General features: G+C 64.8%; 22 protein-coding genes, 1 pseudogene and 2 riboswitches. Of the genes and pseudogenes, 14 read left to right on the forward strand and 9 right to left on the reverse strand.

Features of this window, described 5'->3' with window-relative positions:
• The 7 genes and pseudogenes from ACI3K3_RS03400 to ACI3K3_RS03430 form a co-directional block, all read left to right on the forward strand.
• Positions 1-565, forward strand: a pseudogene (locus ACI3K3_RS03400) (deoxyguanosinetriphosphate triphosphohydrolase); the annotation flags it as partial.
• On the forward strand, positions 558-1,265 hold the full coding sequence (locus tag ACI3K3_RS03405; RefSeq protein ID WP_404912073.1) for an NAD(P)H-binding protein: 708 nt from the start codon (positions 558-560) through the stop codon (positions 1,263-1,265). The pseudogene ACI3K3_RS03400 and the gene ACI3K3_RS03405, both read left to right, overlap by 8 nt.
• 90 nt (positions 1,266-1,355) lie before the next feature.
• Positions 1,356-1,459: riboswitch (glycine riboswitch) on the forward strand.
• A 1-nt stretch (position 1,460) separates the two neighbouring features.
• Positions 1,461-1,580: riboswitch (glycine riboswitch) on the forward strand.
• 34 nt (positions 1,581-1,614) lie between these two features.
• Complete coding sequence (gcvT, locus tag ACI3K3_RS03410) at positions 1,615-2,748, forward strand: glycine cleavage system aminomethyltransferase GcvT (protein WP_404912075.1); 1,134 nt, start codon at positions 1,615-1,617, stop codon at positions 2,746-2,748.
• Between the two features lie 12 nt (positions 2,749-2,760).
• Positions 2,761-3,132 (forward strand): glycine cleavage system protein GcvH, encoded by a 372-nt coding sequence (gene gcvH / locus ACI3K3_RS03415; protein ID WP_404912077.1) that lies wholly within the window; start codon positions 2,761-2,763, stop codon positions 3,130-3,132.
• Between the two features lie 30 nt (positions 3,133-3,162).
• On the forward strand, positions 3,163-4,521 hold the full coding sequence (gene gcvPA / locus ACI3K3_RS03420; protein ID WP_404912079.1) for an aminomethyl-transferring glycine dehydrogenase subunit GcvPA: 1,359 nt from the start codon (positions 3,163-3,165) through the stop codon (positions 4,519-4,521).
• Positions 4,518-6,131: an aminomethyl-transferring glycine dehydrogenase subunit GcvPB gene (gcvPB, locus tag ACI3K3_RS03425; protein ID WP_404912081.1), complete on the forward strand. Its 1,614-nt coding sequence runs from the start codon at positions 4,518-4,520 to the stop codon at positions 6,129-6,131. The genes gcvPA and gcvPB overlap by 4 nt, the downstream gene beginning before the upstream one ends.
• Before the next feature lie 5 nt (positions 6,132-6,136).
• A complete protein-coding gene (locus ACI3K3_RS03430; protein WP_404912082.1) occupies positions 6,137-6,652 on the forward strand; it encodes a DUF1453 domain-containing protein in 516 nt (171 codons plus the stop codon).
• 105 nt (positions 6,653-6,757) lie between these two features.
• Here ACI3K3_RS03430 and ACI3K3_RS03435 read toward each other — a convergent pair whose 3' ends face one another.
• Complete coding sequence (locus ACI3K3_RS03435) at positions 6,758-6,886, reverse strand: hypothetical protein (RefSeq protein WP_404912084.1); 129 nt, start codon at positions 6,884-6,886, stop codon at positions 6,758-6,760.
• A 156-nt stretch (positions 6,887-7,042) separates the two neighbouring features.
• The gene (locus ACI3K3_RS03440; protein ID WP_404912086.1) at positions 7,043-7,174 is read right to left on the reverse strand and encodes an entericidin A/B family lipoprotein; all 132 of its coding nucleotides are present in this window, start codon (positions 7,172-7,174) and stop codon (positions 7,043-7,045) included.
• A 183-nt stretch (positions 7,175-7,357) separates the two neighbouring features.
• Between ACI3K3_RS03440 and ACI3K3_RS03445 the strand changes: the two genes are divergently transcribed.
• Positions 7,358-7,564 (forward strand): hypothetical protein, encoded by a 207-nt coding sequence (locus ACI3K3_RS03445; protein WP_404912087.1) that lies wholly within the window; start codon positions 7,358-7,360, stop codon positions 7,562-7,564.
• On the opposite strand, the gene ACI3K3_RS03450 is transcribed toward ACI3K3_RS03445, so the two are convergent.
• Positions 7,561-9,075 (reverse strand): CpaF family protein, encoded by a 1,515-nt coding sequence (locus ACI3K3_RS03450; protein ID WP_404912089.1) that lies wholly within the window; start codon positions 9,073-9,075, stop codon positions 7,561-7,563. The two genes, ACI3K3_RS03445 and ACI3K3_RS03450, sit on opposite strands and share 4 nt — an antisense overlap.
• 109 nt (positions 9,076-9,184) lie before the next feature.
• Between ACI3K3_RS03450 and ACI3K3_RS03455 the strand changes: the two genes are divergently transcribed.
• Positions 9,185-9,502: an HNH endonuclease gene (locus ACI3K3_RS03455; RefSeq protein WP_404912091.1), complete on the forward strand. Its 318-nt coding sequence runs from the start codon at positions 9,185-9,187 to the stop codon at positions 9,500-9,502.
• A gap of 107 nt (positions 9,503-9,609) precedes the next feature.
• Here the strand turns inward: ACI3K3_RS03455 and ACI3K3_RS03460 are convergent, their stop codons facing one another.
• The 5 genes from ACI3K3_RS03460 to ACI3K3_RS03480 form a co-directional block, all read right to left on the reverse strand.
• Positions 9,610-9,864, reverse strand: coding sequence for an ATP synthase F1 subunit epsilon (locus ACI3K3_RS03460; RefSeq protein ID WP_404912093.1), 255 nt, complete (start codon positions 9,862-9,864; stop codon positions 9,610-9,612).
• A 6-nt stretch (positions 9,865-9,870) separates the two neighbouring features.
• Positions 9,871-11,328 carry a F0F1 ATP synthase subunit beta gene (gene atpD / locus ACI3K3_RS03465; protein ID WP_404912095.1) on the reverse strand — a complete coding sequence of 486 codons (1,458 nt, stop codon included), beginning with the start codon at positions 11,326-11,328 and terminating at the stop codon, positions 9,871-9,873.
• Between the two features lie 24 nt (positions 11,329-11,352).
• Positions 11,353-12,234, reverse strand: coding sequence for a F0F1 ATP synthase subunit gamma (locus ACI3K3_RS03470; RefSeq protein WP_404912097.1), 882 nt, complete (start codon positions 12,232-12,234; stop codon positions 11,353-11,355).
• A gap of 128 nt (positions 12,235-12,362) precedes the next feature.
• A complete protein-coding gene (gene atpA, locus ACI3K3_RS03475) occupies positions 12,363-13,892 on the reverse strand; it encodes a F0F1 ATP synthase subunit alpha (RefSeq protein WP_404912099.1) in 1,530 nt (509 codons plus the stop codon).
• Positions 13,893-13,905: 13 nt separating this feature from the next.
• Positions 13,906-14,460: a F0F1 ATP synthase subunit delta gene (locus ACI3K3_RS03480; protein ID WP_404912100.1), complete on the reverse strand. Its 555-nt coding sequence runs from the start codon at positions 14,458-14,460 to the stop codon at positions 13,906-13,908.
• Positions 14,461-14,811: 351 nt separating this feature from the next.
• On the opposite strand from ACI3K3_RS03480, the gene ada reads away from it, so the two are divergent.
• On the forward strand, positions 14,812-15,852 hold the full coding sequence (gene ada / locus ACI3K3_RS03485; protein ID WP_404912362.1) for a bifunctional DNA-binding transcriptional regulator/O6-methylguanine-DNA methyltransferase Ada: 1,041 nt from the start codon (positions 14,812-14,814) through the stop codon (positions 15,850-15,852).
• A gap of 161 nt (positions 15,853-16,013) precedes the next feature.
• On the opposite strand, the gene ACI3K3_RS03490 is transcribed toward ada, so the two are convergent.
• Positions 16,014-18,179 carry a primosomal protein N' gene (locus ACI3K3_RS03490; RefSeq protein WP_404912102.1) on the reverse strand — a complete coding sequence of 722 codons (2,166 nt, stop codon included), beginning with the start codon at positions 18,177-18,179 and terminating at the stop codon, positions 16,014-16,016.
• 78 nt (positions 18,180-18,257) lie between these two features.
• Here ACI3K3_RS03490 and ACI3K3_RS03495 point away from each other — a divergent pair, with 78 nt between their 5' ends.
• From ACI3K3_RS03495 to cysS, 4 genes are all read left to right on the forward strand, one after another.
• A complete protein-coding gene (locus tag ACI3K3_RS03495) occupies positions 18,258-18,956 on the forward strand; it encodes a DUF4197 domain-containing protein (protein WP_404912103.1) in 699 nt (232 codons plus the stop codon).
• A gap of 131 nt (positions 18,957-19,087) precedes the next feature.
• Positions 19,088-19,738, forward strand: coding sequence for a fructose-6-phosphate aldolase (gene fsa, locus ACI3K3_RS03500; RefSeq protein WP_132263009.1), 651 nt, complete (start codon positions 19,088-19,090; stop codon positions 19,736-19,738).
• A 213-nt stretch (positions 19,739-19,951) separates the two neighbouring features.
• Entirely contained in the window at positions 19,952-21,766 is a 1,815-nt protein-coding gene (gene cobT, locus ACI3K3_RS03505; RefSeq protein ID WP_404912106.1) for a cobaltochelatase subunit CobT, read from the forward strand.
• A 290-nt stretch (positions 21,767-22,056) separates the two neighbouring features.
• Complete coding sequence (gene cysS / locus ACI3K3_RS03510) at positions 22,057-23,520, forward strand: cysteine--tRNA ligase (RefSeq protein ID WP_404912108.1); 1,464 nt, start codon at positions 22,057-22,059, stop codon at positions 23,518-23,520.
• Positions 23,521-23,588 lie beyond the last annotated feature (68 nt).

Consider the following 23,588-nt stretch of genomic DNA (forward strand, 5'->3'; position numbering starts at 1 on the left):
CTACGACAATCACGACATCGACGACGGCCTGCGCGCGGGCTTCCTCGATCTGGACGAACTGCTGGCGCATCCATTCATCGCTGCGCGCTGGGCGGAAGTCGAGCGTCGCTATCCCCATGCGCCGCGCGATCGGCAATTGTCGGAACTCATCCGCAGCCAGATCGGCTTCATGGTCAACGACTTGCTGGCGGAAACGCAGAAGCGCCTCGTCGGGATCGAAAGCATCGATCAGGTGCGCGGCGCCGGTCGTCAACTCGTCGCCTTCTCGCCGGAAGTCGAGGAGGGCGAGCGCCAGTTCAAGCGGTTCATGTACGAGAAGCTCTATTACCATCCCGAGCAGCTTGAAACCGCCCGTCGCGCCCGCGCGCTGCTGGCGGAACTTTATTCCGCCTACTCGCAGGAGCCGGTCCTGATGGAGGAAAGCTGGATCGACGGCCTGCCGCGTCATGAGCCCGCGCGCAGCCGCCACATCGCCGATTACATCGCCGGCATGACGGACCGCTACGCCATCTCCTGCCATGGCCAGATTTACGGCCGCACGCCCGAAGGCCTGCGCAATGTCTGAAACGATTGCGGCGGGGCGACGGATCTGCCTCGTCGGCGCCAGCGGACTTGTCGGTTCGGCAGTGATCGAGCAGAGCATCGGCCGCGGCCACCTGCGTGTCATCGGCGTGGCCCGGCGCGAGGTTCCCCTGCCGAAAGGGGCGCGACTGGAAATACTCGTGGGGTCGACCGCCGACTGGCCGGACCTGATCGAGGCGGCCCATGCAGACGTGCTGGTCTGCGCACTCGGCACGACCCGAAAGGCTGCCGGCAGCGACGAGGCGTTTCGGGCCGTCGATCACGACCTTGTGCTGGATACCGCGCGTGCGGCGCGCCAGGCGGGGATCGACCGCATGATCCTGGTTTCCTCGGTGGGTGCCGACCCTGAAAGCACCAACGTGTATCTGCGAACCAAGGGTGAGGTGGAGCAGGCGCTCGGCCAAATGGGTTTTGCGCGCCTGGACGTGCTTCGGCCGGGTCTGCTGCGGGGCAAGCGCCTGGAAGATCGCCCGCTGGAGAAGGCCGGGCAGGTGGTTGCGCCGCTGGCGGATATGCTGGTGTTTCACGCCAGACTGCGCCGGTTCCGGTCGATTGCAGCGGTCCGGCTGGCGCAGGTGGTTCTCGCCCTCAGCGCGGATAGGACGCCGGGCCACTTCGTTCACGAGCACGATTCCATGGCCGAAATTCTGCGGAACCGCCCGGTCCAACCTTGTCCGGCTTAGGTATACACCCCGGTTATTCGTGGAAATTGTAGTGCGTTGCAGCGCGATTGCGTTGACTTGCCGCCGCACCTCAACCAAGTGAAAAACATCGCTGACAGCGCGGGAGAGACCTGCTGATTCGCATTCGCGAAAAGGTAGGCGCCGAAGGAGCAACCGCCCCGGAATCTCTCAGGCAAAAGGACCGCGCAGCGTCGATAGCGAGACTCTGGAAAGTGTCGCATCCTTCGGGATGAGGCCGCCGACGGTGTAACTTTGGCCTGCCTGTCATGGGTTTGTCGAGGGAAGCTCTCAGGTTTCCGTGACAGAGGGGGCACCTGGAATGGTGTACCGAACTGTGCGGAGTCATGTCTTGAGCGAATATCCGATTTCCGATTCCGATCAGGAACCCGAAGAACTTGCCCCGCAGCTGCTGCCGCTGAACGGCTGGTATCGCGAGCGAGGCGGCCGCATGGTCGAGTTTGCCGGCTACATGATGCCCGTCCAGTATGAGGGCATCATGGCCGAGCACCTCTGGACCCGCGAAAGCGCCGGGCTGTTCGACGTCAGCCACATGGGCCAGCTCTACATTTCAGGCGAGGGCGTGGAGCCGGCTCTGGAAGCCGCTCTGCCGATCGACCTGTCCACCCTGAAGGCGGGTTCGGTGCGCTACTCGCTCCTGCTCGATGAAAACGGCGGTATCCTGGACGACCTGATGGTCACGCGCTGGGAAAGCGGCTTCTACCTCGTCGTCAACGGCGCCACCAAGTGGGACGATATCGGCACCCTGCGCGAATATCTGCCGGACGACATCACGCTCAACCACCTCGACGAAAACGCCCTTCTGGCGCTTCAGGGGCCGAAGGCCGCCGAGGCGCTGGAGCGTCATGCGCCGGGCGTTTCCGCGTTGACCTTCATGAAGGGCGGCGCATTCAAGCTGGGCGGCGTCGATGCCTGGATCAGCCGCTCGGGCTATACCGGCGAGGATGGCTTCGAGATTGCCATTCCCGGCGAATCCGCCGCCATGATCGCGGACCTGCTCTGCGGCGAACCGGAAGTGAAGCCGATCGGCCTCGGCGCGCGGGACTCGCTGCGCCTGGAAGCCGGTCTGCCGCTCTACGGCCATGACATGGATCCCGAGCGCGGCCCTGTCGATGCCGGTCTTGCCTTCGGCATCAACAAGCGCCGCCGTCTCGAAGGCGGCTTTCCGGGCAGCGAACGCGTTCAGCGAGACTTTGCCGAGGGCACCGCGCAGAAGCGCATCGGGCTCAAGCTCGATGGCCGTCAGGCCGCGCGCGAAGGCGCCAAGGTTTTCCATGGCGAACAGGAAGTTGGCGTTGTCACTTCAGGCGGTTTTTCGCCGTCGCTCCAGCATCCCATCGCTATGGCCTATGTCGATGCAGCCGTTGCTGCCGACGGCACGGCCCTTTCCATCGAATTGCGGGGCAAGAAGCTCGACGCCACAGTCGCAGCCATGCCCTTCGTCCCCAACCGCTATCACCGCTGAGGATACCTACCCATGACCCGTTATTTCTCGCAGGAACACGAGTGGATCGAAATCGAGGGTGACCTCGGCACCGTGGGCATCACCGATTACGCACAGGGCCAGCTTGGCGACATCACCTTCGTCGATCTGCCGGAAGCCGGCGCTGCTTTCGGCAAGGGTGATTCCGTTGCCGTGGTGGATTCGGTGAAGGCCGCATCGGACGTCTACACGCCGGTTTCGGGCACGATCGCCGAAGCCAACAGCGCGCTCTCCGACGAGCCGGAACTGGTCAACACCCAGGCCGAGACCGGTGGCTGGCTGTTCCGCGTCACCCTGTCGGACGCTTCGGAACTCGAAGCGCTGATGGATGAGGCTGCTTACAAGCAGTACGTCGAAAGCCTCTGATTTAAAGATATATTCACGGAGTATCGCCGCTTGCGCTACCTGCCCCTGACTCCCGCCGATCGTGCCGAGATGCTCGGCGTCATCGGTGCCGACACGGTGGACGACCTGTTCGTCGACGTGCCCGCCGAGGCCCGGCTTTCCGACCCCATCGAGGGGCTGCCCGCCCATGCCAGCGAAATGGCGGTGGAGCGGCACATGTCCGCGCTTGCGGCCAAGAACCTCTCGGCCGGAACGGCGCCGTTCTTCATCGGCGCGGGCGCATATCGCCATCACGTTCCGGCCTCGGTCGATCACCTGATCCAGCGCGGCGAGTTCCTGACCGCCTATACGCCCTATCAGCCGGAAATCGCGCAGGGCACTCTGCAGGTGCTGTTCGAGTTCCAGACCCAGGTCGCGCGCCTGTTCGGCACCGACATCGCCAACGCATCGATGTACGACGGCTCGACTGCCTGCTGGGAAGCGATCCTGATGGCCAGCCGCATCACCCGCAAGACCCGCGCGGTGCTGTCCAGCGGTCTTCACCCGCACTACGCCGAAGTGGTGCGCACGATGGCCAAGTTCACTGAGGACGACATCGTCTCGCTGAAGCCCGAACTGGTGGCCCACGCGGACGATGCGGCGGTGATCGCGGCGATCGATGACAAGACCTCCTGCGTCGTCGTCCAGTATCCCGACATCATGGGACGCATTCCGGACCTCGCAGCGATTGCCGACGCCGCGCATGCCAAGGGCGTGCTGCTGGTGGTGGTCGTCACCGAGCCGGTGGCACTGGGCATGATCGAGGCGCCGGGCGCGCTGGGTGCCGATATCGTCGTGGGCGAAGGCCAGTCGATCGGCGTCGGCCTCCAGTTCGGCGGCCCGTACCTGGGCCTGTTCGGCTGCCGCGAGAAGTTCGTGCGCCAGATGCCGGGCCGTCTCTGCGGCCAGACCGTGGACGCCGAAGGCAAGCGTGGCTTCGTGCTGACGCTCTCCACGCGCGAACAGCATATCCGCCGCGAGAAGGCGACCAGCAATATCTGCACCAATTCAGGGCTTTGCGCGCTGGCTTTCAGCATTCACCTGACCCTGCTCGGCGGTGAAGGTCTTGCCCAGCTTGCCGCCGTGAACCACGACAAGGCGCAGGCGATGATCGAGCGTCTGGCCAAGGTGCCGGGCGTGACGGTGCTGAACGACGCCTACTTCAACGAGGCAACGCTGGTCCTGACCCGCGACGCCCGCGAAGTGGTTCGTGACCTCGCCGATCGCAAGGTGCTGGGCGGTGTCTCGCTCGGCCGCCTGTTCCCCGATGACAGCGATCTGCATAAGGGCCTGCTGGTGACGGCGACCGAGACCGTGACCGACGAGGATATCGAAGTGTTTGCCCGTGAGCTTGAAGGAGTGCTGGCATGAACGCGGTAAACGCAAGTGGCTGGCGCCCGAGCATGGGTGAAGCCGGTGAGGGCGCTGGCTTCAAGACTGCCTCTGGCGACTATGGCCTGATGCTGGAAGAAGCGCTGAGCTTCGAACTCGGTTCGTCCGAGAAGTGCGGCGTCGATCTCGACAAGCCCAGCCGTCCGGCGGCTGCTGGCCTGTCGAAGTTCCTGCGCAAGTCGGCGCCGGCGCTGCCCGGCCTGACCGAGCCCGAAACCGTGCGCCACTACACCCGTCTGTCGCGCCAGAACTACGCGATCGACCTCGGGCCGTTCCCGCTCGGTTCGTGCACAATGAAGCACAACCCGCGCCTGAATGAGAAGATGGCTCGCCTGCCGGGCTTTGCCGACGTTCACCCGCTCCAGCCGCAGAAGACGGTCGAGGGCGCGCTGGAAGTGATCGAGCAGCTGGCTGACTGGCTGATCACGCTGACCGGCATGGCCTCGGTGGCGATGAGCCCCAAGGCCGGCGCGCACGGCGAGCTTTGCGGCTTGCTCTGCATCCGCGCCGCGCTCGACGCGCGCGGGGAGAAGCGCGACGTGGTGCTGGTGCCCGAGAGCGCCCACGGCACCAACCCGGCGACCGCCGCTTTCGCGGGCTTCAAGGTCCAGTCGATCCCGGCGACCCCGGAAGGCCGCGTCGATGTCGAGGCGCTCAAGGCCAAGCTGGGCCCGAACGTCGCGGGCGTGATGATCACCAATCCGAACACTTGCGGGTTGTTCGAGCCGGAGATGAAGGCGATCGGTGACGCGGTTCACGCGGCGGGCGGCTACGTCTATTGCGACGGCGCGAACTTCAACGCGATCGTCGGCAAGGTGCGCCCCGGCGACCTTGGCGTCGATGCCATGCACATCAACCTGCACAAGACCTTCTCCACCCCGCACGGCGGTGGCGGCCCCGGTGCCGGCCCGGTCGTGCTGTCCGAAGCGCTGGCGCCGTTCGCGCCGCTGCCCTTCGTCAGCCGCGGTGAAGATGGGCCCAATGGTCGTAGACTCCACCTCGTCGAAGAGGAAAACGCGGGCGAGGGCCATGAGCAGGCCTTCGGCCGCATGGTCGCATTCCACGGGCAGATGGGCATGTTCACCCGTGCGCTGACCTACATCCTCAGCCACGGCGCGGACGGTCTGCGCCAAGTGGCCGAGGATGCGGTGCTCAACGCCAACTATGTCCTGCGTTCGTGCGAGGATCTGCTGCCGGCACCCTTCGCCAAGAGCGGCCCGTGCATGCACGAGGCGCTGTTCAGCGACGCCGGTCTGGCCGAGGGCTTCTCCACGCTGGACATCGCCAAGGGCCTGATCGACGAGGGCTTCCACCCGATGACGGTCTACTTCCCGCTGGTGGTGAAGGGCGCGATGCTCGTCGAGCCGACCGAGACGGAAAGCAAGGCCGGCCTCGATCGCTTCATCGGTTCGCTGCGCAGCCTTGCCCAGCGTGCCAAGGATGGCGACGGGAGCCTCCACAGCGCGCCGCACTTCGCGCCGCGCCGCCGTCTTGACGAAACGCTCGCGGCCCGCAAGCCGGTGCTCGTGTGGCAGGGAACGCCGGGCGAACCGGCCACCCCTTCGCTGAGCGAATTCGGCGGTAGCTGAGCCATATGGGGGGAGACGGATACGCGGCCTGGCTGCCGCTGCTGATATTCGCCGGGATCATGGCCTGGCGTTTCCGCAGCCTTGAAAGAGCCCGGCCGCTCCGTCTCCCGCTGCTTTGGATAGCGCCGTCGATCGTCACGGTGGCGGTTGGTCTGGCGCTCTACGCTATGCCACCCAGCCTGCTTGGGTGGATGGCGCTAGGGGCGGGGTTCGCGATCGGAGGGGGCATCGGCATGCAGCGCTCTCGCCTCATGCGGCTTCATGTCGAGGGACAGGGTGATGGCGCACGCGTGATGATGCGCCAGTCGCCGCTGGCCCTGATCCTGCTTCTGGGCGTGTTCGATGCGCGCCGTCTGATCCTGCCCGGCGGCATGACGATGGGCGCGGCCCATCCCGCAGCGAATGCCCTGATCATGACCGACGCAATACTCGGCCTGCTTCTGGGCATGGTGGTGGTCAGCAGGCTGGTGCTTTGGCAACGTGCACGCGCTATCGTCGCCGGTCATCTCATGAGTAACTGAACTTCGAACGCAGTTTTCGAAAACGCGTGCGGCGCGAAGCGGAATTCCCGCTTCGCGCCGCAATTTTGTTCAGCAAATGCCGATCTCAGGGACCAGTCGTGCGCGTCAGGTTGCGCGATCGACCGAATTTGCGACGGATTCGATATCCTGGCCGACCCCGCGCACGGTGTTGCAGGCTGCTGCTCCAAGCACGAAACTCGAAACCGCCAGCGCCAGAGCCACTTTCCTGATCATGACTGCTTTGACCCTTCCAAACATGGCACTCCGAACGAGCGCTTCGATCCGTCGCTAGTGCATCCGGAAATCGAGGGGAAGGGGCCTGCTGTCACGCCTCGCCATACCGGCGCGGCGTCACGCCGCGTCGGCATGGAAACGGCATTCGCCTTCACATCACTTGATGGCGTCTTCCCCGGCCTGACCGACCGACTGGACGTCCCTGCCGGCACCCTTCACGGTGTTGCAGGCCGATGCCGAAACGACGATGCTGCCAGCCACCAGGGCGAGAACGAGTTTCTTGACCATTGCTTGAATTCCTTATCCTACTGGACCCCGGCATTGCGCGGGGAGCGAAGGGTGGAACTCGTGGTCGGGCGCGCGGTTCCCGGTCAGGTCAGAGGAAGCAGGATCACTTGCTACGGGGCATTTCCCCGACAGTCCTGGCAGGCAGGCCTTTGCTTTCGATGCCGAACACGGCAAAGGCGCCCGATGACCGATTCCGACAAGATCATGGCGTTCGCTGGCGCCATTGCGGCAGCCGTGGCCGTTCTGGCCTGGGTCGGAGACCGCCGACGCATGAAGCGGACCGATCTGGACCGCGTGGGCTTCATGCCTTGGACGTCCGTGTTCTTCTTCGCGCTGATGGCAGCCGTGTTGCTGCTCGGCGTGGCGGGGAAGGATTTGTTCCGCGGTTAGAGACAGGCTTCGAGGAAGGCTTGGTCGAAGCCGAATTGGCGGGCCTTTTCCAGCGTGTAGGGGCGCAGGCCCGAACTGCGATATTCACCGATGATCTTGCCGTCGTCGGTTTCGTCCAGATACTCGAACTTGAAGAGTTCCTGGGTGACGATGACGTCGCCTTCCATGCCGATCACTTCGGTGATGTTCGTGGTGCGGCGCGAACCGTCACGCAGGCGCTTCACCTGCACGATGAGGTCCACGGATTCCGCGATCTGGCGGCTGATAGCTTCCTTGGGGATCTTGATGTCGCCCATCAGGATCATGTTCTCCATGCGGCCCAGGCATTCGCGAGGGGAGTTGGCGTGGAGCGTGCACATGGAACCGTCGTGGCCGGTGTTCATGGCGGCGAGCAGGTCGAAGCACTCGGCGCCGCGGATTTCGCCCAGAATGATACGGTCGGGTCGCATGCGTAGGGCGTTCTTGACGAGATCGCCGATGGTGATCGCGCCTTGTCCCTCAAGGTTGGGCGGGCGGGTTTCGAGCGGCAGCCAGTGTGGTTGCTGGAGCCGCAGCTCGGCCGCATCCTCGATCGTCAGCACGCGCTCGCCCGGATCGATCATCTTGGACAGTGCGTTGAGCATGGTCGTCTTGCCCGAGCCGGTGCCGCCCGAAATGACGATGTTCATGCGGCAGGCGCCGGCGATCTTGAGTGCGGTCGCCATCTTGTCGCTCATCGATCCGAATTCCCGGAGCATGTCGATGGTGATCGGCTTCTCGGAGAATTTGCGGATGGAGATGGCGGTGCCGCGCAGCGAGAGCGGCGGCACGATCACGTTGACACGGCTGCCGTCCTTGAGGCGGGCGTCGGCCAGCGGCGTCGTCTGGTCGACGCGGCGGCCCACCTGGTTGACGATGCGCTGGGCGATCTGGAACAAATGCTGCTCGTCGCGGAACTTGGTGGGGGCGAGGAGCAGCTTGCCCTTCTTCTCGATGTAGGTCTGGTTCGGACCGTTGACCATGATGTCAGACACGTCGGGATCGTTCAGCAGCTCTTCCAGCGGCCCGAAGCCCAGCAGTTCGTCGATCAGCACTTTCTCCAGCGCGAACTGCTCGCGCCGGTTGAAGGTGATCTTGAGCTCGGCCAGAACTTCCATGATGATCGGGCGGAATTCCTCGGACAGTTCGTCCTTGGTGAGCGTTGCGGCGGCCTCTGGATCGACGCGCTCCAGCAGGCGTGGGAGCACCTGCTCCTTGATCTTATGGATCGAGGCCTCGAAGCCGCTCTGCTCCGACTGGCCATCATGCACGGCGTTGGCGCGATCCGCCAGGCGGGCCAAGGCATCTTCTCGCAGGTTCTGGGCCCGCAGGTTCTGGGTAGGCGGGGCATCGGCGGAGGGCAGGGGAAAGGGATCGGCCGCGCCCGGCGAAGGGGCCTCGGCGCCGACCTTCAAAGGCTTGGCCACGCCGAACGCGGGCCGGGCGCCCTGGCCCAAGCCGCCGATACCGTTGCGTCGCCCGAATGCAGTCATTTCTTCGTCAACCCTTTCAACATCGGCACGGCTGCCCCCCTTGGCACCGATCGTGACGATGTCCCGCGATTGTGCGCAGGATTAAGGTTGAAACTTTGATAACTTACTAATGGTGGGCTGGATCGGAGGGCGCGTGAATCTTTGTAAGACCGATGGAGCGCGCGAATCCTGCTGGCTTTGCGACCGCCCTCTCGGCCGACGGGTGGAATGGCATCATCCCGTGCCCAAGAGCCGTGGCGGGCGGGAAACCGTGCCTCTGCACCCGATCTGCCATCGCACCATTCACGCCACGTTCTCCAACGCCGAACTGGCTCGCCTGCCGCCGCGCGCCGACGCCCTGCGCGAGCATGAGAAAATTCGCCGGTTTCTGAGCTGGATCGCGAAAAAGCCCGCCGATTTCCACGCTCCCACTGCGCGGCGCGGCTGACTGGAGGAAGGCATAGTCAGGAAGAAACCAAGCAGGGCCGAATCGAAAAAGGGCGTCGCCGGATTTACCGGCGACGCCCTTTTTCTTCGGCAATCAGCCGGTAGGCGTCAGGCCACGTGCTCGGCGAGCACGGTCAGGCCCTTGTCGCCCACTTCGGCGAAGCCGCCGGTGATGCGGATTTCTTCCGGTGCGCCGCCGTCGGTCTTATAGACCTTGAGCGCGCCGTCGGCGATCGTCGACATGAAGGGCGCGTGGCCCTCCAGCACGCCGAACTCGCCTTCGGTGCCGGGGACGACCACCATGTGGACGTCTTCCGAGCGGACGAGCTTGGCCGGCGTGACGAGTTCGAAGTGCAGAGCCATGATCGATTACGCCTCTTCGGCCAGCTTCTTGGCCTTCTCGACCGCTTCGTCGATGCCGCCGACCATGTAGAAGGCTGCTTCCGGAAGGTGGTCGTACTCGCCTTCGACGACGGCCTTGAACGACTTCACGGTGTCTTCGAGCTGGACGAACTTGCCCGAGATGCCGGTGAAGACTTCCGCGACGTGGAACGGCTGCGACAGGAACTTCTGGATCTTGCGGGCGCGGGCGACGGTGAGCTTATCTTCTTCCGAAAGCTCGTCCATGCCCAGGATCGCGATGATGTCCTGAAGCGACTTGTACTTTTGCAGGGTTTCCTGGACGCGGCGGGCGGTCTCGTAGTGCTCGGCACCGACAACGCGGGGCTCGAGAACGCGCGAGGTCGAGTCGAGCGGATCGACGGCCGGGTAGATGCCCAGTTCCGAGATGGCGCGGTTCAGCGTGGTCGTTGCGTCCAAGTGGGCGAACGAGGCAGCCGGCGCCGGGTCAGTAAGGTCGTCCGCGGGAACGTAGATCGCCTGGACCGAGGTGATCGAACCCTTGGTGGTCGAGGTGATGCGTTCCTGCAGCTGGCCCATGTCGGTCGACAGGGTGGGCTGGTAACCCACGGCCGAAGGAATACGGCCGAGCAGAGCCGACACTTCCGCGCCCGCCTGGGTGAAGCGGAAGATGTTGTCGACGAAGAACAGAACGTCCTGGCCTTCCTGGTCGCGGAAGTACTCGGCCATGGTCAGGCCCGAGAGAGCGACGCGAGCGCGGGCGCCCGGCGGTTCGTTCATCTGGCCGAACACGAGAGCGACCTTCGAACCGTCCGAGGTGGCGTTGCCTTCGGCGTCCTTGGCGATAACGCCGGCGTCGAGGAACTCGTGGTAGAGGTCGTTGCCTTCACGGGTACGTTCACCGACGCCCGCGAAGACCGAGACGCCGCCATGGCCCTTGGCGATGTTGTTGATCAGTTCCTGGATGAGAACCGTCTTGCCCACGCCGGCGCCGCCGAACAGGCCGATCTTGCCGCCCTTGGCGTATGGGGCGAGAAGGTCGATGACCTTGATGCCGGTGACCAGGATCGAGGCTTCGGTCGACTGGTCGATGAAGGCCGGGGCTTCGGCGTGGATCGGGGCGAACATGTCCGAACCGACGGGGCCACGTTCGTCGATCGGGTCGCCGACGACGTTCATGATGCGGCCGAGGGTCTTCGGACCGACGGGGACCGAGATCTGCTTGCCGGTGTTGGCAACGGGCTGACCGCGGGTCAGGCCGTCGGTGCCATCCATGGCGATGGTGCGGACGGTGTTCTCGCCGAGGTGCTGCGCGACTTCGAGAACCAGCTTCTGGCCGTTGTTCTCGGTCTCGAGCGCGGTGAGGATCGCCGGCAGTTCACCTTCGAAGGTGACGTCGACGACGGCGCCGATGATCTGGCTGATCTTGCCAGTGGCGGTCAGGTTTAGCACGGGTGCGGTGGCCATTTTGGTGTCCTTGCCTGCGATGTCTTAGAGCGCTTCCGCGCCCGCGATAATTTCAACGAGTTCAGTCGTGATCGCGGCCTGACGGCTGCGGTTGTACTGGATGGTCAGCTTCTTGATCAGGTCGCCCGCGTTGCGCGTCGCGTTGTCCATCGCGGTCATCGACGCACCCTGTTCGGAGGCGGCGTTTTCCAGGAGGGCACCGAAGAGCTGCGTGCGCAAGTAGCGCGGCAGCAGCGCGGCGAGGATTTCTTCCTCTTCCGGCTCGTATTCGGTCACCGCGTCGGCACCGGCCGTGGCGGCAACGGCCTTCGGCGCGGGAACGGGGATGATCTGCTGGTCGGTCGGTTCCTGCACCAGAGCCGAACGGAACTTCGAGTAGAACAGGTGCGCCACGTCGAACTTGCCGGCCTCGTAGAGGGCGACGAGTTCGTTGGCGACGCGTTCCGCTTCGTTGAAGCCGGGGTCACGCACGTCCGTGGTGTCGAACATGTGCGCGATCTGCTTCGGGAACTCGCGGCGCAGCGGCGCGCGGCCCTTGCGACCGACGAGGTAGAACAGGACGGTCTTGCCCTGCGCTTCCAGTTCCTTCGCCTTGAGGCGCGCGGCCTTGACGATGTTGGAGTTGAATGCGCCGCACAGACCCTTGTCCGAGTTCGCGACGACGAGCAGATGCACCTTGTCGCTACCCGTGCCGGCCAGCAGCTTGGGGCTGTTTTCGCTGACCGTGATCTTGCTCGCGAGCGAGCCCATCACTTCGGCGAGGCGGGCGGCGTAGGGACGCGCGGACTCCGCGGCGGCCTGCGCCTTGCGCAGCTTGGCCGCGGCGACCATCTGCTTGGCCTTGGTGATCTTCTGGGTCGACTTGACCGAGTTGATGCGGCCCTTGAGTTCCTTGAGCGAAGCCACTCGTTGTTCCTCGTTTCGTCTTCCCGGACCTGGTCCGGGACCGGTGGCGGTCTTGAAGCGAAGGCCTTTTTACGAGGCTGCTTCAAGACCGCCTGCGATCCCGGCTTTCGCCGGGATGACGGTTTCTCTTAAGCGAACTGCTTGGCGAAAGCGTCGAGCGCGGCCTTGGTCTTGCTCTTGGCTTCGTCGCCGAAGTCCTTGGTCGTGCGGATCAGCGCGAGGACGTCGGCGTGCTTTTCGTGCATGAAGCTGAGCATTTCGGCTTCGTACTCGGTGACCTTCGCGACCGGCAGGTTGTCGAGGTAGCCGTTGGTGCCGGCGAAGATCGACACGGTCTGCTCTTCGAACTTCAGCGGCGAGAACTGCTTCTGCTTGAGCAGCTCGGTCAGGCGCGCACCGCGGTTGAGGAGCTTCTGGGTCGAGGCGTCGAGGTCCGAACCGAACTGGGCGAAGGCCGCCATTTCGCGGTACTGCGCCAGCTCCAGCTTGATCGAGCCGGCAACCTTCTTCATCGCCTTGGTCTGGGCCGAACCGCCGACGCGCGACACCGACAGACCCACGTTGATGGCCGGACGGATGCCCTGGTAGAACAGGCCGGTTTCAAGGAAGATCTGGCCGTCGGTGATCGAGATCACGTTGGTAGGGATGTAGGCCGAAACGTCGCCAGCCTGGGTTTCGATGATCGGAAGCGCGGTGAGCGAGCCGTTGCCGTTCTCGTCGTTCATCTTCGCGGCGCGCTCAAGCAGGCGGCTGTGGAGATAGAACACGTCGCCCGGATAGGCTTCGCGGCCCGGAGGACGACGCAGCAGCAGCGACATCTGGCGATAGGCGACGGCCTGCTTGGAAAGGTCGTCGTACACGATCACGGCGTGCATTGCGTTGTCGCGGAAGAATTCGCCCATCGCGGCGCCGGTGTAGGGCGCGAGGTACTGCAGCGGAGCGGGTTCCGAAGCGGTGGCGGCGATGACGATGGAGTATTCCATCGCGCCGTTCTCTTCGAGCTGGCGCACGATCTGCGCGACGGTCGAGCGCTTCTGGCCGACGGCAACGTAGATGCAATAGAGCTTCTTGCTCTCGTCGTCGCCCGCGTTCGCTTCCTTCTGGTTGATGAAGGTGTCGATGGCGACGGCGGTCTTGCCGGTCTGGCGGTCACCGATGATCAGTTCGCGCTGGCCGCGGCCCACGGGAACCAGGGCGTCGATCGCCTTGAGGCCGGTCTGCACGGGTTCGTGCACCGACTTGCGCGGGATGATGCCGGGCGCCTTGGCTTCGACGCGGGCGCGCTTCTCGGCGACGATCGGGCCCTTGCCGTCGATCGGGTTGCCGAGGGCGTCCACCACGCGGCCGAGCAGGCCCTTGCCGACGGGAACGTCGACGATGGTGTTGGTGCGCTTGACGCTGTCGCCCTCGCGGATTTCGGCGTCCGAGCCGAAGATCACGACGCCGACGTTGTCGGCTTCGAGGTTGAGGGCCATGCCCTGAACGCCGTTGGCGAACTCGACCATTTCACCGGCCTGGACTTTGTCGAGGCCGTGGATGCGGGCGATGCCGTCACCGACCGACAGAACCGAGCCGACTTCGGAAACCTGGGCTTCGGTGCCGAAGCTGGCGATCTGGTCCTTGATGACCTTCGAGATTTCTGCTGCGCGGATATCCATTGTTCTGCCTTTCTTAGCCCTTCATGGCCTGGGCGAGCGAATTGAGACGAGTGCGGATCGAGCTGTCGATACGCTTGGACCCGATGGTGACGACCAGACCGCCGAGCAGGTCGGGGTCGACCGTGGTCGTGACCTTGACCTTGCGGCCTTCGCGCAGTTCCAGCTTCTGGCGCAGTTCCTCGACCTGTTGGTCGGTCAGCGCGTGCGCGGAAGTGACCTCGGCAGTCGATTCACCGCGCTGGGCGGCGGCGATCGAGGCGAAGGCGCGAATGATATCGGGCAGGGCGAAGAGGCGGCGGTTGGCCGCGAGCACGCCCAGGAAATTCTTCGTCAGCGGCGCGAGGCCAAGCACGTCGGCAACGGCTTCGATGGCCTTGCCGGCAGCCTTGCGGCTGACTTCTGGGTTGCGAATCAGCTCTGCCAGATCGCCGCTTTCGCGGACAGCGAGGCCGATCTTCTCGAGGTCGGATTCGACCGTCGTTACGGTGCCGTTCTCGCTGGCAAGATCAAACAGCGCCGAAGCGTAGCGTCCTTGCAAGCTGGCCTTGATGCCGCCGGAATTCTCCACGCGTGTCCTATCCTTACATCGGGTGGGCTGGGACACTTTGGGGCGCACGACAATGACGTGCCCCCCGGCCCGCAGACGGGGCGCGCATAGCGACGATAGTGTCATGATGCAAGCTGTGGGAGACTGGCTGGGGACAACGAGCGGGAAAGCGCTTTAAAAGCAAGGGACGGGAAGTATCGCTTGGGCGGCTGTTGCAAGGTCATGACAAACGATGGAGCGGAGTTTGCCATGACGTATCGAATCAACGATGCCACGGGATCGCCATATACCGCCGATGCGATATACGGCGGAGAGACGATCGGGAGCATGCCGGAAGCAGGTTGGCCGGAGGAAGATCGGCGGAGGAGCCAGATGAGCAGGAGCGAGAGCGGTGTGAGCGACGACCGCGCCTGGCGGGCCGTCGAGGCGCGGGATCGCACCTTCGACGGGCGCTTCGTTACGGGCGTGCTGACGACGGGGATCTATTGCCGTCCGTCCTGCTCGGCCCGGCACCCTCGGCGCGAGAACGTGCGCTTCTTCGCCGATGCCGGCGCGGCGGAGCGGTTCGGCCTGAGGGCGTGCCTGCGGTGCCGGCCCAACGATGTATCGCGCGACGAGGAAGCGGTGGCGGCCGCGCTGCGGGTTCTGGATGGGGGCGATGAGAAAGCGCCGGGTCTGACCGAGCTGGCTGAGGCGGTCGGCTATAGCCCGACGCATTTCCAGCGCGTGTTCAAGCGCTCGGTGGGCCTCTCGCCGTCGGAATATCTCAGGGCAAGGCGTGTCGAGCGGGCGGCGAACGCGATGAGCGACGGCGCGAGCGTGACCGAGGCGATCTATGAGGCCGGGTTCGGCGCAAGTTCCCGGTTCTACGAGGCGAGCGAGGGCAGGTTGGGCATGGTGCCTTCGGCCTGGCGCAATGGGGGGAAGGGAGTCACGATCCACTGGGCCGTGGTGCCGACCAGTCTGGGACGCATGCTGGTCGCGGCGACGGAGAAGGGGGTCTGCCGCCTTTCCTTCGAGGAAGGGCGCGACGACCTTGCCGGGCGGTTCCCCCAGGCGGAACTGATCGAGGGCGGGGCGGCGTTCGAGAGCCTGCTCGCCAGCGTGGTCGCGGCGGTCGAGCAGCCGGGACAGTCGCGGGCAATCCCGCTCGATGTGCAGGGCACGGCTTTTCAGGAGGCGGTCTGGCGGGAGTTGCAGCGTATTCCTCCGGGCGAGACGCGCAGCTACGCCCAGATCGCGGCGGCGGTCGGCAAGCCGGGCGCGGTTCGCGCGGCGGGCTCGGCCAACGGCGCGAACAACGTGGCGGTGTTGATCCCATGCCACCGGGTGGTGCGTTCTGACGGCACGATCGGCGGCTATGCCTATGGCGAGGCGATCAAGCGCGAACTGCTGAAGCGCGAACGGCGGTGAAACTGCCGTCGAGGATTTGAAATTCGTCGTCCCGGACTTGATCCGGGACCGCTGGCCATGAACAGCCCACCTTGCAGTAGAGCGCCTTGGCGCAAGCTATCGCCTAAAGAACTGCCAGCGGTCCCGGATCAAGTCCGGGACGACGGTCATTGCTACGCGATTCACACGAAAGAGTACGGATCGATGTCGATGTTCACCCGCACGCCGCGGGGGAACTGGAGGGGCTCCAGCCACTCGCGCAGCGTTTTCTGCAATTCCGCCGAGCGGCGGGCGTTGATCAGCAGGCGAAACCGGTGGCGCCCGCGCAGCAGCGAGAGTGGCGCAGGGGCAGGGCCGAGCACCAGCATGTCCGGATGGTTGGGCGCGGTACCGCCGATGGCGCGGGCGGCGGCTTTCGCTTCGGACTGGTCTTCCGAGGAGACGATGATCGCCGCCCAGCGGCCGAAGGGCGGAGCGCCCGCGTCGCGGCGAGCCTCGGTTTCGGCGGCGTAGAAGGCGTCGCGGTCTCCGGCGGCCAGTGCGGAGATCACCGAAGCCTCCGGGTGCCGCGTCTGGATCAGCACTTCGCCGGGTTTCTCGCCGCGTCCCGCCCGTCCGGCGACTTGCGCGACTTGCTGGTACGTGCGCTCCGCAGCCCGCAGATCACCGCCTTCGAGGCCGAGATCGGCATCGACGACACCCACCAGCGTGAGATCCGGGAAGTGGTATCCCTTGGTGACGAGCTGCGTGCCGACAATCACGTCGATCGCCTTGCCTTCAGCCTTGGCGACGAATTCGCCGACCGCCTCGGCGGTGTTCATGGTGTCCGACGTGACGAGGGCAACCCGCGCCTCGGGCAGGACTTCGGCCACTTCGTCGGCAATGCGCTCGACGCCGGGACCGCAGGCGACGAGGCAATCGCCGGTGCCGCATTCCGGGCAGGCATCCGGCACCGGCACTTCGTGACCGCAATGATGGCAGGCAAGGCGCTGCGAGAAGCGGTGCTCCACCAGCCAGGCCGTGCAGTTCGGGCACTGGAACCGATAGCCGCAGTGGCGGCAGAGCGTCAGCGGCGCATAGCCCCGGCGATTGAGGAACAGCAGCGACTGTTCGCCGCGCGCCAGCCTGGCCTTCATTTCCTCGACCAGGCGGGGGGCGAGCCACTTGCCGCGCTCCGGCGGTTCCTGCCGCAAGTCCAGGATCTGGATGTCCGGCAATTGCGCGCCGCCGAAGCGCGAGGGCAGGTCGATCTTGCGATAGACGCCGGCCTCGGCAAGCTGCATCGATTCAAGTGCAGGCGTCGCGCTGGCGAGCACGACCGGGATCGCCTCGAACTTGGCGCGCATCACGGCCACGTCGCGGGCATTGTAGCGCACTCCGTCATCCTGCTTGAAGGAGACTTCGTGGGCCTCGTCCACCACGACCAGCCCCAGGTTCGCATAGGGCAGGAACAGTGCCGAACGCGCGCCGACCACCACTTGCGCCTCGCCCGCCACGATCGCGCGCCAGGCGCGGCGTCGCTCGCTGGACTTGAGCGAGGAATGCCAGAGGATCGGAGGTACGCCGAAGCGATGCTCGAAGCGGCGCAGGAAATTCTCGGTCAGCGCGATCTCGGGGAGCAGGACGAGAACCTGCCGCCCCATTCGCAAGGCCTCGGCCACGGCTTCGAAATAGGTCTCGGTCTTGCCCGAACCGGTGACGCCGTCGAGCAGGAAGGGTGCGAATTTGCGGGTCTTCACCGCTTCCACGAAAATGTCGGCCGCGTGCTGCTGTCCTTCGGAAAGCGTGGGCTGGGCATGTTCGGGGCGGGCCGGGGGGTAGCGCCGGTCAAGATCGACCGCCACGGGCTCCAGCAGCCCGGCGCCGACCATGCCGCGCAGCACGCCTTCGGAGACCGAGGCCAGTTCGGCCAGTTCCTTGATCGAGGCCTGTTCGTTCTGAAGCGCATCCAGCGCCGCGGCGCGCTGGGGGGTAAGGCGGGCAGGTTCCTGGCCCGTCAGCCGGTATTCGGTCGTCGTGCCGCCGCCGCGCAGCGCCGCCATGCTGCCGAGCGCCATGCGCGCCACCGAGGACAGTGCGGCGCAATAATAGTCGGCCGTCCACTCGATCAGGCGTCGCAGCCGCTTGGGCAGGGGCGGAACCGGCAGGACTTCGATCAGCGGACGCAGCTTGGATTCCGGCACATCCTGCCCGGGCAGGCGTTCCGGTTCCCAAACGATCCCGAGGACTTGCCTGGGACCGAGCGGCGCAATCACAACGGATCCGAATTCTATCGCCATGCCTTCGGGGACGCGGTAGTCGAGGACGCCAAGTGCAGCGTTGAAGACGAGGATTCGGACGCGTTTCATGCGGGTTGCATATAGGCACTGCTGCAAGTGCGCGTGAAGGAGTTGATGATGGCGAATTGGGGAACAGGGGATAAATCGGTGGAATCGGACACGGACTGGAGCCGCCGGGGCGTTCTCCTGGGGATGCTCGCCACGGGCGTGCTGATGCTGCCCGGATGCTCGACTCTCGCGGGTTCGGGGTCCGGCTCCGCCGGTTCCGCAAGCGCCGATCCGGTTCGCCGGCTCATGCGCACATCGTCGGAACGCGCTTTTGCGTGGCTCGGTCAGCCGGAAGGTTTCTGGACCAGCCCGGTGGCGCGCATCCCGCTTCCCGTGCTGTTCGGCCGACCGGGGAAGACCACCAGCGGCGTGCTGAAGTCGAAGGCGTTTCGCGACAAGCTGCAATACCAGCTCAACCTCTTCGCGACGCCCGGTGCGCGCGTGGCGGGCCCGCTGGTGCTCAAGGCCGTGCAGAGCGTGCCGATCCCCAATCCCGCCGAAGTGCTGGCCGGGGGCAATACCGCCGCCACCACGCTCCTGAGACGCGCCATGGGGCCCGCGCTGGTCAATGCCATGATCCCCGAGATCGAGCGTGCCATCAACGAGGCGCAGGACAACACGCTGAACCAGGCGATCGCCGCGCTCAAGGGCGTGACCGTGCAGGATACAGCCCATGCCCTCGCGCTCGATGCCGACAACGGCATTTGGTACGAAATCGGCGCGGCCGAGGCGGCTATCCGGCAGAATCCGGAGGAAACCAACGACTCGGTACTGATCGGGGCGTTGAAGAAGGGCTGATCGGGAAAACCCGTTCGGCCGGGGCCAAGTAGCAGGTAGCGGGAAAGGGCGCGCTTCCCTATAGGGAGCGCCAGAATCGACGGGAGCCGCCGCGTTCCCGTCGCAGCCTTCGCATTCACAGGAACCGCGCCATGAAGTTCTTCGTCGACACCGCCGACACCAACGACATCGCCGATCTCGCCGCCACCGGCCTGCTCGACGGCGTTACCACCAATCCTTCGCTGATCGCCAAGTCGGGCCGCGATTTCCTGGAAGTGACCAAGGAAATCTGCGGTCTGGTAGATGGTCCGGTCAGCGCCGAAGTCGTCGCGCTTGACCATGAAGGCATGATGCGCGAGGCCGAAATCCTCCGCAAGATCGCGGACAACGTCTGCATCAAGGTGCCGCTGACGATCGACGGCCTCAAGACCTGCAAGAAGCTGACCAGCGACGGCACGCTCGTCAACGTCACGCTGTGCTTCTCGGCCAACCAGGCCCTGCTCGCCGCCAAGGCTGGCGCCAGCTTCGTTTCGCCCTTCGTCGGCCGTCATGACGACAACGGCTTCGATGGCATGGACCTGATCCGCGACATCCGCCTGATCTACGACAACTACGCCTTCGAAACCGAGATTCTCGCCGCCTCGATCCGTCACCCCGTCCACGTCCTCGAATGCGCCCGCATCGGTGCCGATGTCGCGACGATGCCGCCGGCAGTGATCAAGAACCTCGTGAAGCACGTCCTGACCGACAAGGGCATCGAAGGCTTCATGGCCGACTGGGCCAAGACCGGCCAGTCGCTCTGACCTGAACGACGTCGTCCCGGGCTCGATCCGGGACCGCTGGCAAATCTTGAGGCGATAGCTCTCGTGTGAGCGCCCAGCCTTGAAGTGGGCTGTTCACGGCCAGCGGTCCCGGGTCGAGCCCGGGACGACGTTTTCTCCTTCTTCTCTGCGGCGCTTCCTCCAACGCGCCATCCCGGCTTGCACCAGGCGGACTAAGCCGCCATTGAGCGTGGCATGTCCGAAGAAACTCCCGTCGATCGCTTCAAGCTGGCCCTGACCGGCGCCTCTCGCGCCATTGCGCAGGATGCCGAGATCGAGGTGAACTGGACCGCCGACGCTCCCAGTTCCACCGGTCAGACGTTCCGCGTGCCGATGCCCGGTCGCTCGATCCCGCAAGCGGCAGCCATGCAGGCACGCGGCTATGCGGACAGTTTCGCGCTTCGCCTGCGCCATCACAACGACAAGCTGCATATGCGCAATGCCCCGGCCGATCCCTCGGCGCGGGCCTGCTACGATGCGGTGGAAACGGTGCGCTACGAGGCGCTGGGCTCCAATCATTACGCGGGCATGCGTGCCAATCTCGACGCATCGCTGGAGGCGCGCATCGCCAGCGACCCCATCACCCGCGCCGATAGCCCGGATGGCGTGCCGATCCCCACCGCTCTGGCGCTTTTGCTGCGTGAACGGCTCACCGGACAGCCGGTGCCCGAACCTGCCCAGTTCGGCGTCGACATGGTGCGGCGCTGGATCGAATCGAAGGCCGGAGACGATTTCGAGGCGCTGGCCGATTCCATCGAGGACCAGAAGGCCTTCCAGAAGCTCTCGCTCGACATGCTCATGCACCTGGAGATGACCCATGCCGAGCAGATCGAACAGCCGCCCGAAGAGTCCGAGGACATGGACGGCGACGACCAGACCGAGGAAGACGAAACCGGCGACGAGAGCGGGCAGGAGCCTGAGTCCACCGAGATGGCCGCCGAGCCTTCCAGCGGTCAGGACGAAGGCGAGAGCGAGGCCGAGGGCGAAAACTCGGACGAGATGGAAGACGGCGAAGAAGGACAGGAAAGCGAGGAGGGCATGATGCCCGTCCGGCCGAACCGCCCCTGGACCGATATTCCCGAAAGTTTCGACTACAAGGTCTACACCGAGGCCTACGACGAAATCGTGGTCGCTTCGGAGCTTTGCGACGATGAGGAACTGACTCGCCTGCGGGCCTATCTGGACGCGCAGCTGAAGGGCCTTCAGGGCGTGGTGACGCGGCTGGCCAATCGGTTGCAGCGCCGCCTCATGGCCCAGCAGAACCGTTCGTGGGACTTCGACCAGGAAGAAGGCCTGCTGGACGCGGCGCGCCTGGCCCGCGTGGTCGTCTCGCCCGGCCAGTCGCTGTCCTACAAGGTGGAGCGCGACGTCGAGTTCAAGGACACCGTGGTTACCTTGCTGCTCGACAACTCCGGCTCGATGCGTGGCCGTCCGATTTCGATCGCGGCGATCAGCGCGGACGTGCTGGCGCGCACGCTGGAGCGCTGCGGCGTCAAGGTCGAGATCCTGGGCTTCACCACCCGGGCCTGGAAGGGCGGGCAGAGCCGCGAGTCCTGGCTGGCGAACGGCCGCCCCCAGCATCCGGGGCGTCTCAACGACTTGCGCCACATCATCTACAAGAAGGCCGACGAGCCCTGGCGCAGGGCGCGCAAGAACCTCGGCCTGATGATGCGCGAAGGCCTGCTGAAGGAAAACATCGACGGCGAAGCGCTGCTCTGGGCGCACAACCGCATGCTGGCGCGCCCCGAGGATCGGCGGATCATGATGGTGATCTCCGACGGTGCGCCGGTGGACGATTCGACGCTTTCGGTGAACTCGGCGGGTTATCTCGAAGCGCACTTGCGCCGCGTGATCGAATGGATCGAGGCCAAGAGCCCGGTCCAGCTCGTTGCCATCGGCATCGGCCACGACGTCACGCGCTATTATCGCCGCGCAGTGACGATCATGGACGCCGAACAGCTTGGCGGCACGATGATCGAGCAGCTCGCGGGACTGTTCGAGGAAGAGTGACGGCTTGCGGACGGGTGAGAGTTAAGGATTGAGAACTCCGCAGTGAAGGTTTGAGAACAGATAAGAGTGAAGGGCCTGAGAGCCGGTGAATGAAAACGCTTGAGAAAGCCGTCGTCCCGGACTTGATCCGGGACCGCTGGCAGTCCTTGAGGCGATAGCTCCAATAAGAGCGCCCTGCCTCGATGTCGGCCGTTCACCGCCAGCGGTCCCGGATCAAGTCCGGGACGACGGGCTTCCTCCAGGACGAGGAGGATTGACCTCGCATCGGCCTGCCGCTTATGCCCCGCGCCATGACCGAACCCAAAAGCCTGACCCTGTTCAACAGCCTGACCCGCCAGCTGGAGCCGTTCCAGCCCGTCCATGCAGGCGAGGCGCGGGTCTATACTTGCGGGCCGACGGTCTACAATTACCCCCACATCGGCAACATGCGCGCCTATGTCTTCGCGGACATCCTGGGCCGGACGCTAAGCCACCGGGGCTACAAGCTCACCCACGTCATCAACATCACCGACGTCGGCCATCTGACCGACGACGCCGACGCCGGCGAAGACAAGATGGAGAAGATGGCGAAGGCTCAGGCCCAATCGATATGGGACATCGCCGAGCATTATACCCAGGCCTACTGGGCCGACATCGAAGCGTTGAACATCCGCCAGCCGGCCAAGTGGTCGATCGCGACCGACTATGTGCCCCAGATGATAGAATTTGCCGAGAAAATTGCGCCAAACCATTGCTATGAATTGGAAAGCGGCCTCTATTTCGACGTTTCCACCGTTGCCGACTACGGACGCCTCGCGCGTGCCGTGACGGACGAGGGCGAAGGGCGGATCGAGGCCGTCGAAGGCAAGCGCAATGCGGCCGACTTCGCGATCTGGCGCAAGACGCCGGCTGGCGAAAAGCGCCAGATGGAGTGGGATTCGCCTTGGGGCAGGGGTGCTCCGGGCTGGCATCTCGAATGCTCCGTGATGTCGGGCGACCTGCTGGGCTTTCCCTTCGACATTCATACCGGCGGCATCGATCACCGCGAGATCCATCACCCCAACGAGATCGCGCAGAACCAGGCGTTCTGCTGCAAGCCGGACGACGCCTGCGGCCTCGACGTGCCTGCAAATTCCGGCGCCAAGATATGGATGCACAACAATTTTCTTGTCGAGAGATCGGGCAAGATGAGCAAGTCGTCGGGCGAATTCCTGCGCCTGCAACTGCTTATCGACCGGGGCTATCACCCAAGCGGTTACCGCATGATGTGCCTTCAGGCCCATTACCGCTCCGAACTGGAATTCTCCTGGGAGGGGCTCGCGGCCGCGCTGGTGCGTCTCAAGCGCATGATCATCGTGGTGGAACGTCTCCGCGAGGTTGAAGCGGGCGATCCGGCTCATCCCAAGCTGGCGCCCATGCTCGAAACTTTCGAGAAGGCGATCGGAGACGATCTCAACACCGCCGTGGCCTTGACGGCGCTGGAAGATGTGCTGGCCGCGAAGAAGGTGGATCCCTCTGCCAAGCGCGCCGCGGTCGAGACGATGGATGCCGTGCTCGGCCTCAACCTTTTCGGAACGGCCCGTGCCGACTTGCGCCTTCGTCCCAAGGCGGCCGAAATCACCGAAACCGAGATCGAGGACGTTCTTGCCCGCCGCAAGGCCGCTCGGGCGGAGAAGGACTTTGCGACCTCTGACGCCTTGCGCGACGAACTCGCCGCGAGGGGTGTCGAGGCGATGGACGGCGATCCGCTCGGCTGGGAATGGAAGCTCGGCTGAAGGTGAAGCTGGCGAAATTGCGGTTGCATTAAGTGCAACCTGCACGGCCTTGCCAATCTGCATGGCCG

Origin of the sequence: Novosphingobium sp. ZW T3_23 (genome assembly GCF_044987305.1) — a bacterium.
In the GTDB taxonomy this organism is placed as follows: Bacteria; Pseudomonadota; Alphaproteobacteria; order Sphingomonadales; family Sphingomonadaceae; genus Novosphingobium.